Source organism: Deinococcus murrayi DSM 11303, from assembly GCF_000482805.1.
Classification (GTDB): Bacteria; Deinococcota; Deinococci; order Deinococcales; family Deinococcaceae; genus Deinococcus; species Deinococcus murrayi.
In genome coordinates this window covers 1-10,987 of sequence record NZ_AXWT01000042.1, presented here as the reverse complement: position 1 = coordinate 10,987, position 10,987 = coordinate 1, and the positions used below count along the sequence as shown (strand labels likewise).

Sequence of the window (10,987 nt, the reverse complement as noted above, 5' to 3'; positions counted from 1 at the left end):
CCTTCCCCTGGTCAAGCAGGAAAAGCCCATGGTGTACCCTTCTCCTGAGCCGAGTCTCTACTCGAAACCGTCCAAACTTTGGGGCCAGCCCAGGGAGACTCCTTCTGGCTTGTACCTGCACGGGGTCACGCGGCACGTAGAGCGGCGGTTGGTGACGCGATTGGCTGCTCTGGGGTTGGCCGCCCAGCGGCGTCCGGAAGGGTGGCTCATTCCAGCGGCAGCCTTCAGCTCGTTAGAAGCATTGCTGGAGGGGTTTTCGCGCACCGAGCGTCAAGACCTGCTGGCTGCGCCCTGCCAGAGCGGAGGTCAGCCCGACCCCTGGCATACCGCCCCGCTGGAGCGTTGGCTGGAGCGTTTGGAGAGCAGCTGGTTTGTCGCGGCCACGGGACGGCTGCGGTTTCATGTCCAACCCATCGCGGACCTGCGCAGGGCGGCGGTGTACGGCTACGAAGCGCTCGTGCGTGCCGAGGGCGAGCATGGCCTGATAGGGGCCGGAGCGCTGCTGCAAGCGGCTTTCGCCCAAGGCCAGAGCCGAGCTTTTGACGCTCTCGCCCGCCGGGAGGCGATTCGGCAGGTGTACCCGCAGCTGGGGCCGGGGCAGGTGCTGTTTATCAACTTCGCGCCGGGAGTGGTCTACAACCCCGATGTGTGCTTGCAGACCACCTTTCAGGCCTGCCGGGAGGTAGGCGCGGACTTCTCACGGCTGCTCTTTGAGGTGACGGAAAGCGAGGCATTTCCTGACCTCGCGTTCCTGCGGCGCATCCTGGAGCGTTACCGGGCAGAGGGGGCACAGGTCGCCCTCGACGGTTTGGGCGCTGGACATACGGGCTTGACCTATCTTGCCGAACTGCGCCCTGACCTGGTCAAGCTGGACCGGGCCTTGGTCAGGGGATTGTCCACCGATGACCCCCGTTTTCCTCTCGTACAGGCGTTGGTGGCCTATGCGCATAGCCTCGGCATCCGCGTGGTCGCCGAGGGCATCGAGACGGCGCAGGAGTTGCAAGCTGTCCGCGAGCTGGAAGCGGACTACGCGCAGGGGTATTTCTTGGGGCGTCCTGCTCCCGCTCCGGGGGGCTTGACGGCAGAAGCATTAGCGCGGGGGTGAATGGGGCTGGTACGGAGGCGACGGCAGCGATGAGGATTTACACTAAATGACTTTAGTGTGAAAAGGGGCCACTTGGGGCTTGTGGGGATGAACGTGAAGCGAGAGGCTTGTCTTGTATATATTTACTTTTGGGTCGCCCGTCGGCGCGGGGAGGGAGGGTGGCCGCGAGGAGGGCATCGAGGGTGAGGGCGAGGAGGGCGGCGGGCAGCGCACCCAGGAGGACGAGGGCGGGGTTTTGCTGGGAGAGGCCGCCGATGATGGGCGACCCCAGGCCGCCCGCGCCCAGGGCCGCGCCCACCGTGGCGGTCGCGACCCCGAAGACCAGCGAGGTCCGCACGCCCGCCCACCACACGGGAAGAGCGAGGGGCAGTTCGACCCGCCACAGGCGCTGCTGGGCGCTCAGGCCCATGCCCCGCGCCGCGTCCAGGACATCCGGGTCGACCCCGCGCAGGCCCGCGATGCCGTTGGACACCACCGGGGCCAGCCCGTAGAGCACCAGCCCCAGCAGCGTGGGAGCCACCCCAAAGCCCAGCAGGGGCACCGCCAGGGCGAGAATGGCCAGGGTGGGCACCGTCTGCCCCAGCCCCGCGAGCGCGCCCAGCAGCCCCAGCACGGCCCTGCGGCCAGGCCGAGTGGCGTAAATCACCAGCGGCACCGCGAGCAGCAGCACCAGCCCCTGCGCGAAGAGCACCAAGCCGAGGTGCTGAAGGGTGAGCACCCACAGCGGTCTTTCCGGAACCGGCGCTTCGCCCCCGGCAAGCGGGGCGAGCAAGCCCGGCAGCACGCCGGGCAGCAGGCACAGCCCCAGCAGCAAGCCCCAGCCCAGCGCCCCCCAGGGCCAGGGACGGCCCCTCAGCCTCAGCATCGGGGGTCCTGGGGGGCAGGCGGGGGGCCGGAGGCGAGGTCGCGGAATTCCAGCACCCCCAGCACCCGCTCACCGTCGACGACCGCCAATGCCAGGGTCTCCAAGCGCAGCATGGTGGCAAGGGCGGTGCGCGCGCTCGCCGAGGCAGGTACGGTGGGCAACCCGGTCGCGTCGCCGGGGCGGGCCAGCTCGGCGGCCCGCACCCCGCCGAGCTGTTCCAGGGCGGCCCCCTCCCCCATAAAGCGGGCAGCGAAGTCCGTGGCCGGGCGGCGCACCAGGTCGTCCGGGGTGCCGAACTGCACCAGCTCACCCCCGCGCAGCAGGGCGATGTGGTCGGCCAGCCGCAGGGCTTCAGGGATGTCGTGGGTGACGAGAACGACCGTCTTGGCGAGGCGGCGCTGCAAGGTAAGCATCTCCTCTTGCAGGCCCTCGCGGGCGATGGGGTCAAGTGCTCCGAAGGGTTCGTCCATGAGCAAAACCGGCGGGTCGGCGGCGAGCGCCCGCGCCACCCCCACCCGTTGGGCCTGTCCGCCCGACAGTTCGGCGGGGCGTTTGTCGCGGTAGAGGCCCGGCTCTAGGCCCACGAGCGCAAGCAGCTCGTCGACCCGCGCCTTAATGCGTGCAGGGGGCCAGCCCAGCAGTTCGGGCACGGTCGCCACGTTGCGCCCGACGCTGAGGTGTGGAAAAAGCCCCACCCGCTGAATGACGTAGCCCATGCCCCGGCGCAGGACTTCGGGCGGGAGGGTGCGGGTGTCCTGGCCGCCCAGGAGCACGCGCCCGGAGGTCGGCTCGATGAGGCGATTGAGCATCCGCAGGGTGGTCGTCTTGCCGCAGCCCGACGGCCCCAGCAGGGCGGTGAGGCGGCCCGCCGGCAGCCGCAGGGTGAGGTCGCGCACCGCGTAGGCGTCGCCATAGCGCTTGCTGAGGTGTTCCAGGTCGAGGGCAGGTGGGGGGGGTGCGTTCATGTCACCTCCGCGCCGCGCCCCAGCCCCAGGCGACGAGTCAGGGCGCTTTCGGCCCCGCGCCACAGGGCGTCTGCGAGGAGAGCCAGCAAGCAGGCGGGCAAGGCCCCCAGCAAAATCAGGTCGGTCGCGGAGGCGTTGAGGCCCCGAAAGATGTATACGCCCAGCCCCCCGGCGCCGACCAGGGCGGCAACCGCCGTTACCCCGATGAGCAGCACGGTCGCCTGCCGTATCCCCGCGAGCCACACCGGAAGCGCGAGGGGCAACTGCACCCGCCAAAACAGTTGCCCCGGCGTCATGCCCATGCCGCGCCCGGCGTCCAGGGTTCCGGCGTCGACCCCCTCCAGGGCCACCACACCGTTGCGAATCACTGGAAGCAGGGCGTAGAGGGTGAGCGCGACGAGGGCGGGAGCGGGGCCGATACCGCTCACGCCCAGGGCACGCAGCGCCGGGACCGCCTGGCTCAGCGCCCCCAGCGGCACAATCAGCAGCCCCAGCAGGGCGAGGCTGGGAAGAGTCTGAATGGCCCCCGCCACCGCGAGAACCGCCGCCCCCACCCGCGGACGCCGCACCGCCCACACCGCCAGCGGCCCGCCCAGCGCCGCCGCAATCGCCAGGGCGATTCCGGTAAGCCGCAGGTGCTGAAAGAGTTCCTGGGCGAGACGGTCGGCCTCCGCTCGGCCCTCTTGCCACACCGACCAAGAAGACAGCCCCCCCAGCAGCACATAGAGGAGCGCGGGCGGCAGCCAGGCCCAGGCCCAGTCCCGCAAGCGCCCCGCGGCGGCGGCTCCCCACAGGGCGACCCCAGCCCCCGCCATCCACAGCCACCAGCCGCCCCCTGCGGCGACGCGGGCGAGGGAGAGGGGAGGCTCACCCGCGAGGGCCGCCGCACTCCCCTGCCCCAGCGCCGCGAGGCCGCCCAGCAGCGCGAGGGACGCGAGGGCGAGCGCCGGGCGCGGACGCCGCGCCGCGAGCAGCAGCCCCCCCGCGAGGGCCGCCCCCACCCCGGCCCAGACACCGGGGTACAGCCGCTCGCCCGCCGCGAGGCGATTGGGCCGCAGCTCCAACCAGGGCAGGGCGAGGCTGACCAGCAGCAGGGCAGCCCCCAAAGCCACCAGGGGAGCCGCGCCGCCGCTGCCGGAGGGCTGGGCTGGGCGGCTCACTTCAGCAGATTCCGGCTTCTCAGGTAGCTCTCGGCCACGTCGCGAGCACTGCGGCCCTCGACGGCGACGCGGCCATTGAGGATTTGCAGGGTCTTGCCGTCAAGGGTGGCAAAGACCCGGCCCAGCAGCCGTTCTATCTGCGGGTAGGCCTTGAGGGTCGCCGTGCGGATGATGGGCGCAGGCTGGTAGACGGGCTGCGCCCCTTTGGGGTCGCCCAGCACGACCAAGCCCAGCGCCCCCAGGGTGCCGTCTGTGCCGTAGGCCATCGCCGCGTTGACGCCGTTGGTGCCCCGCGCCGCCGCCGTCTGGGTCTGCACTGGGGTGGCCCCGGCCAGCACCAGCTTCTGGCTGGGGGCGAGCTTGAAGCCGTAGGCGCGTTCAAAGGCGGGCATGGTATCGGGGCGGTTAAAGAACTCTGGGGACCCCGCCACCTTGAGGGTACCGCCGCGCTTGAGGTAAGCCGCCAGGTCCGCTAGGGTCGAGAGCTTGTGCTGCCGGGCGAGCGCCTGCGGCACCGCGAGCGCCCAGGTGTTGTTCGCGTTGGCGGGCCTCAACCAGGTGATGCCGTTGGCCGCGTCAAGCTGTTTGGCCCGCGCATAGATTTGGGCGGCGTTTTTGCTCACGGCGGGGCTAATCTTGGCCTGCGGAAAGAGGTACACAGCGTTCCCGGTGTATTCGGGGTAGATGTCGATTTCCCCGGCCAAGATGGCCTTGCGGTTGACCCCAGTGTCCCCCAGGGTGGTCTTGTCGACGACCTCCAGCCCGGCGTCTTTGAGGGTGAGCAGAATCATTTGCCCCAGCAGTTGCGCTTCGGGGTCGAGCTTGGACCCTACGACGATGGGCTTGGCGAGGGCACTTCCCAGCAGGGAGAAGCTCAGCAGGGCGGCGATTTTGAACATGGGTCTCCTCTCAGGCGTGGGCCGAAGACGTTCTGGATACTGTGGGGGCAGTGTACCAGCGAGCACTGTACGGGCGGGTACGGTGTGCGGGGCGCTACACTGGGCGGCGATGGGCCGCTTTGCCGCTTGCCGCGCCGCGCCGACCTGTTTGCGCCGGGGAGTGGGGCGAGCTTGAGCCTTGTTCGCTCGGACGCGCCGCTGGCCCTCGCGCAGCTCAGCGACCCGGCGCTGCGGGTGCGGGCGGTGGAGGCCGCGAGCACCTACGATGCGGAGGGCTTGGTGCAGCTCACGCTGGCCTACCTGCTCGCGGCGAGCCGCAAGGGGGCGCGGGGCAGCCCCAAGACGCGGGCGGCCTACGCGCTGGCGGTGCGCGATTTCGTGGCCTGGGCGCGGGAGAACGGGGTCTCGCTCCTGCGCCCAGGGCGGCGCGACGGCGGGCGATATGTGGCGCACCTGCAACTGCGGCCCTCGCGGGGGCGGGGGCGCAGTGGCTCACTCGCGGCGGCGACGGTGGCCCAGTATGTCGCCGGGGTGCGGGCGCTCTACCGGGCGCTGCGCTGGGCGGGGGCGACGGAAGCGCAGCCCTTTGAGGAAGCACATGTGCCCCCCGACCCCACCCCCGGCATCGTGAAGAATCCGCCCTACGGCGAGGAGATTGATGCCGTGTTGGGCCACTGCGACCCCCGGCTCGCGGCGCTGCTGCTGCTGTGTGCCCACGGAGGCCTGCGGGTCGGCGAGGCGCTGGGGGTGCGGGCGGAGGACTTCCAGGGGGGCCTCCTCACCGTGCGGGGCAAGGGCGGCAAGGTCCGGCGGGTGCCGCTGAGTCGGCGTGCTCGTGCCGCGCTCGCGGGCCTCTCCCCCGCCGGGCCGGACGGGGCGCTGTTCGAGTGGACCTACGCCCAGGCCGCCTACCGCCTGCGCCGGGCCTTTCGGGAGGCGGGCTGCGGCCACGCCTGGCGGGGCTTTCACGCCGCTCGCAAGCACTCCGGGACCCGGCTGTACCGGGCGACCCAGGACTTCACGCGGGTCAGCCTCTTCCTGGGCCACAGCAGTGTGGACACCACCCGCCGCTACGTGGCCGTCGAGGAGGGGGACGTGGCCGCCGAGGTGGAAGGGTTTTAACTCCGCTCCAGCACGGGCTGCCCGGCCACGTACACCTCTTCGACCGCGAAGTCTGCCCCCAGGACCACCAGGTCTGCGCGCAGGCCCGGCGCGAGCCGCCCGCGGTCGGTCAGGCCCAGCGAGGCCGCCGGAACCGCCGCCAGCATCGCGCTCGCCTCCGGCAGAGGCACCCCCGCCGCGAGCGCCCCCCGCAGCGCCTGGTCGAGGGTGAGGACGCTGCCCGCGAGGGTGCCGTCCGGGAGGGTCACCCGGCCCCCCCGAACGGTGACCCGCTGTCCGCCCAGCTCACTCTTCCCTGCTCCCAGCCCGGCAGCCCGCACCGCGTCGCTGACAAGGAGCACCCGGCCCGGTGCGGCGCGGCGGGCGAGCTGAAAGCGGGGTCACGCCAGCAGTGGCGCGAAAACAAACGCTAAGCCTCCAGCAGCGCGCCCTCGCCTGGCCGATCCGGTTGAGAGAATGGCCGTAGCGCGCCGTGGGCGAGCGACGGCGACAGCTCGAAGTGATAACGCCCCAGCACGTTCACATGCTCGAAAAGCAGCGGTGACAGCCGCGCCGCATCCTCAGCCAACACGGTTGTCCCAGAGTCGCGTAAGTGGTTCAGAATCGCGTCCAGGTACCGGGTATTCCAGAGGACGATGGCATTGACCACCAGCCCCAGCGCCCCGAGTTGATCCTCCTGGCCTTCCCGATACTTTTGCCGCACCTCTCCCCGCCGCCCGTGAAAGACCCAGCGCGCCACGTTATGGCGTCCCTCCCCCCGGTTGAGCTGCACCAGAATCCGCCGCCGGTATGCTTCATCGTCCACGTAGTGCAGCAGGTACAGGGTCTTCTCGATTCGCCCCAGTTCCGCCAGCGCCCGACCCAGCGAGGCACTGCGGCCCAAGGTCCGCATCACGTCGAGCGCTCCCACCTTGCCCAGTTTTAACGACCCCGCCAGGCGCAGGAGATCATCCCAGTTGCGGGCGATCAAACGCGCGTCGATCTTATGCCGGGAGAGGTCTTGCAGCACGCCATACTCCGCCTCACGGTCGAGCCGCCAGTACCGCAGGTCAGCCAGGTCCGCCAGCCGGGGACTGAAGCGGTAGCCCAGCAGATAGAACAGGCCAAACACGACGTCGCTCGACCCGGCGGTGTCGCTCATGATCTCGCGGGGGTCCAGGTGGGTCTGCTGTTCCAGCAGACCCGCCAGGAGCAGCAACGAATCGCGCAGCGTGCCCGGCACCGTGATGCCGTGGAACCCCGTGAACTGGTCCGAGGTGAAATTGTAGTAGGTGATGCCGCGCTCAGCACCAAAATATTTGCTGTTCGGACGCGCGTTGATGGTCTTGACCGGGACGACGAACCGCAACCCGTCCGCCGAGGCGACTTCCCCACCGCCCCAGGCCTCCACCAGGGGAATCCGGGACTGGGCTTCGACCAGGCGGGCGTTGGCGGCCACGATGGTCTCGTTGCGCAGATAGTTCTGCTGCACCCACGACAGGCGCGAGAGGGTCAAGGCAGGGACGTGCGGCTGCGCCACCGCCCCCAGGCCGATGTTGCACGCCTGGGCCACCAGCACCGCACACATGCTGATCGCCAGGCCTCCCATCCGGGTGCCCCCCTCGCTCACATGCGTGAAGGCGTCCAGAAACCCGGTTCGGGCGTGTTCCTCCAGCAGCAACTCGGGGAGGTCGATGTTCGGCAGGGGCGCAGTCACCAGGGAGCGGAGGTGGATCAAACTGGGACTGTCGGGCTGCGCTTCCAGCGGGGACAGGCTCAGGCGGTCGTGGTCACCCACACGCTCCAGCCTCACGAAGGTGTTCCCGGGCAGGCGTTCGGCGACCTGACGGTACGTCAGGTCGAGTTCGGTGCCCAGCAGCGTCAGTTCAATCTCCGGATCGTGTACGCGGCCAAGCCCCCGGCACACATCGTCCTTGATCGCCTGCCACTCGTCGCCCCGCAAAAGCTGAGAGCGCGGGTCACCGTACCGCTCACTCCGGCTGACGAACACCTCCCGCCTTTTCAATGCCTGCTGGAGGCCATGCAGCACGCACAGGGTGTAGGCGGGGCGGGCCACCTCCCCGCGTCCTGGGAAAACCCGGCCCCGCCAGGCTTTGGGGACCACAGCTTGCGGTGCCCCCTTCAGACTCGGCTGACGCTTCCCCTCCAGGGAAGCCAGGAACCGCAACCCCTCCAGCACCGGCCTCCCGGCCGGTGTCCCCTCGAAGACCAACGTCCTAAGGAGCGTGGGTAAGAACCGCCTGACCGTGTGGTAGCGGCTCAGCCACGCCTCGGGTTCAGGCGCGTCGTCCTCGCTCGCCATGTCCCCCACGGTCGTCGCTGCCGCTCGCAGCGCCGCCTCGTCCACCAGATGGAACGCCACCTGGCGCACCTGATCGTCCGAGACCTCCCGGTTGAGCAGCACCAGCGTCACCTCCCGCAATTTCAGCGCCGCCTGATCCAGGTCCCGCAGCGTCCGCAGACGCTGCTCACGCCGCGTCTTCTCGCCCTGGAGGGCCAGTTCGGTGAGCAGGAGATCGAGGATGTCCAGCGCGTCGTCCGTGGCTCGGCGCTCCAGATACTGCACAAAGGAGAGCAGGGAGGCCAGACGGCGCTCCGGGGAGAGACGAGCGATGGTCTGTGCCCAGGCGTTCTGGACGTACCGGTTGGTGGCTTCCAGCCGGGCACGCGGGACGTGGGACAGGTCGAGGTCACCGACGCCCAGGGCGCGGATGGCCTGCAAGCGTTCCAGGGCCGCCACGAGTCCAGCAGCGGTGGTGCGGGTGGGGGTGGCTCTCAGCCGTTCCAGTGGCGTCAGCGGATCGTCTTCGGGCCGTACGAGCAGGGCCTCCAGGGCCAGGGTCTGATCCTGGCTCAACTGCTGGCTCAGGGTGCGCCACAACGCGGTTGAGGTGCGCTCCCGCACACGGCTGATGAGCCGGGCCAGGGTACTCGCGCCGGGCAGCACGACCTTACGGCGGACCAGCCGGGCGGTCGCCAGGTCGAACAGCACGCTGGGCCGGGGATCACCGAGTTCGAGCTGCGCGTACAGCCAGCGAATCAGGCTGAAGACCTCCGGACCCTCGAAATCGCTGTAGTCGAGAGCCTGACGAATCAGGCGCTGGTGTTCGTGGCGGGTGGGTTCACGGCCGAGGTAGGCGGGCAGCGTCGCTGTGGTGACGCCGAGTTGCGTGGCCAGTGTCCGGACGACACTTTCGGGAACGTCCAGGGGATTGGTCAGGAAGCCGCCCAGGAAGCGCAGCGTACAGAGCTGGAGAGCGAAGCCGAGCTTGTTATGGTCACGGCGGCGGGGCAGGATCAGGGCGTGGTCGCTGTCGCTGAGATGGAAGTAGCGGTCGAGCTGCTCGGGAGAGGGATCGCCCGTGTACCGACCGTACCTCGCGGCCTGTTCGTCGCTGAGGAATTCAACGGGCATGGATTCCTGATAGAAATAGTCTTATCACTGGATTCTCCATTCCGCTCCTCGATCAATGGCGGCTCCAGTCCCCCTGCTACGGACCCCCTGTTTTACACTTATCGCAGGAAGAGAGGGCAAGCATGCAGGCAACTACCTTGCAAACGCAGGCGGAACGCTTTCTGGCGGACTTGAAGCGCAGTCCGCAGACGGTCCGCGCGTACCGCGCGGACCTGCGCCACCTGACCGGCTGGTTGCAGGAAACGGGACACCTGCTGGAGCGAGAGGCCCTGGAGACCTACTTCGCGGTCCATTCGCACTGGGCACCTGCAACGCGCAGCCGGAAGCAGACGGCTCTGGAACGTTTCTGTCGCTGGGCACTGCAACATGACCTGCTCGACCATGACCCCACCCTCCACCTGGAACATCCCCACCTGCCGCCCCCTCATCCGCGAGGGCTGCGGCGGGAGGAGATCGAGCGCATCTTCGCGGCCATCCCGCCGGAACAGACGCGGGATGCCCTGCTGTTCAGGCTGGTCTTCGAGACGGGCCTGCGAATCGGGGAGGCACTGGGCATCCATGTGGAAGACCTCGACCTGACGCGGGGCGACGAACACCTGACGGTGATCGGCAAGGGCAACCGGAAGCGGACGGTCTTGCTGGACGATCCCAGGCTGGTGAACGCGCTGCGGCGCTACCTGCGAACGCTGGGGTATACGCATGGGCCGCTGTTTCAGGCCAGGAAGAACGGGCGTGGGGGACCGCTGCGCTATCAGAGCGTGCAGGAACGCTGGCAGGGGTATGCCGAGCGCGCCGGGGTGGTCTGCACGCTGCACCAGCTCCGTCACAGCCACGCCACCGAGCTAGTGAACGGCGGCGTCAGCCTGGCAACGATCCGGAAACGACTGGGCCATCAGCATATCCAGACCACCCTGCGGTATGCGGAGGTCAGCGACCAGACGGCGGATACGGAAGTGCGTCAGTGGCGGAGGAAAAACCTGGGGCACCGCCACTAACGGTTGTTTGTGACGGTGGGAGCAGGCTGGGAGAGTGAACGGCGGTGTCAGGGGTGGGAAGTGCTCAAAGGCACCGGTTTTGCTGGAACGCTGGGGGCAGGCGGGGGAGCTGGCTGAGAAATCGGAGTCAGCACAGGGGTGAGGGGCGGGCCAGAGCCGTCACCGGGGTCGGCCTGGGCGATCCCGGCGCACAGCAGGACGAGGGCGCAAAGCAGTCGTTTCAAGGGAAACCTCCGTGACCCCTGGAGGCTAAGAAACGTCCGGTTTGCACCCGTATTGCAGTGAGGGCCGCCAACTGCAATACGGGTGCAAACCGCCCCCTAGCTACGTTACACAGCAGTCGGACACGAGCATCGGTCTACGCCACTCACGGTCATCCACCGGGTGCGGAGGCTCTTACGTGGCTCTGGTCTGCTCCCCGAAAACTGGACGGTCAGGACTAGAGACTCAGGCTCGCCCCC

General features: G+C 69.1%; 9 protein-coding genes. 3 read left to right on the top strand and 6 right to left on the bottom strand.

Features of this window, described 5'->3' with window-relative positions; translation table 11 throughout:
* Positions 1-151 precede the first annotated feature (151 nt).
* A complete protein-coding gene (locus tag H565_RS14880; RefSeq protein WP_245576198.1) occupies positions 152-1,105 on the top strand; it encodes an EAL domain-containing protein in 954 nt (317 codons plus the stop codon).
* A gap of 52 nt (positions 1,106-1,157) precedes the next feature.
* On the opposite strand, the gene H565_RS14875 is transcribed toward H565_RS14880, so the two are convergent.
* From H565_RS14875 to H565_RS0108735, 4 genes are read right to left on the bottom strand one after another with little or no spacing between them, the layout of a single operon-like run.
* The gene (locus H565_RS14875; RefSeq protein ID WP_084542934.1) at positions 1,158-1,970 is read right to left on the bottom strand and encodes an ABC transporter permease; all 813 of its coding nucleotides are present in this window, start codon (positions 1,968-1,970) and stop codon (positions 1,158-1,160) included.
* Positions 1,964-2,935, bottom strand: a complete 972-nt coding sequence (locus H565_RS14870; protein WP_051363502.1) for an ABC transporter ATP-binding protein — start codon at positions 2,933-2,935, stop codon at positions 1,964-1,966. The genes H565_RS14875 and H565_RS14870 overlap by 7 nt, the downstream gene beginning before the upstream one ends.
* Positions 2,932-4,095 carry an ABC transporter permease gene (locus tag H565_RS0108740; RefSeq protein WP_027460703.1) on the bottom strand — a complete coding sequence of 388 codons (1,164 nt, stop codon included), beginning with the start codon at positions 4,093-4,095 and terminating at the stop codon, positions 2,932-2,934. The genes H565_RS14870 and H565_RS0108740 overlap by 4 nt, the downstream gene beginning before the upstream one ends.
* Entirely contained in the window at positions 4,092-4,994 is a 903-nt protein-coding gene (locus H565_RS0108735) for an ABC transporter substrate-binding protein (RefSeq protein WP_027460702.1), read from the bottom strand. Before H565_RS0108735 ends, H565_RS0108740 begins: the two co-directional genes overlap by 4 nt.
* Positions 4,995-5,165: 171 nt before the next feature.
* Here H565_RS0108735 and H565_RS0108730 point away from each other — a divergent pair, with 171 nt between their 5' ends.
* Positions 5,166-6,116, top strand: a complete 951-nt coding sequence (locus tag H565_RS0108730) for a tyrosine-type recombinase/integrase (RefSeq protein WP_027460701.1) — start codon at positions 5,166-5,168, stop codon at positions 6,114-6,116.
* On the opposite strand, the gene H565_RS0108725 is transcribed toward H565_RS0108730, so the two are convergent.
* Together H565_RS0108725 and H565_RS0108720 are read right to left on the bottom strand one after the other, a co-directional pair.
* On the bottom strand, positions 6,113-6,457 hold the full coding sequence (locus tag H565_RS0108725; RefSeq protein ID WP_027460700.1) for an amidohydrolase family protein: 345 nt from the start codon (positions 6,455-6,457) through the stop codon (positions 6,113-6,115). The two genes, H565_RS0108730 and H565_RS0108725, sit on opposite strands and share 4 nt — an antisense overlap.
* A 68-nt stretch (positions 6,458-6,525) precedes the next feature.
* Positions 6,526-9,531 (bottom strand): Tn3 family transposase, encoded by a 3,006-nt coding sequence (locus H565_RS0108720; protein ID WP_027460699.1) that lies wholly within the window; start codon positions 9,529-9,531, stop codon positions 6,526-6,528.
* 122 nt (positions 9,532-9,653) lie between these two features.
* Between H565_RS0108720 and H565_RS0108715 the strand changes: the two genes are divergently transcribed.
* On the top strand, positions 9,654-10,526 hold the full coding sequence (locus H565_RS0108715; RefSeq protein WP_026138807.1) for a tyrosine-type recombinase/integrase: 873 nt from the start codon (positions 9,654-9,656) through the stop codon (positions 10,524-10,526).
* Positions 10,527-10,987: the final 461 nt, after the last annotated feature.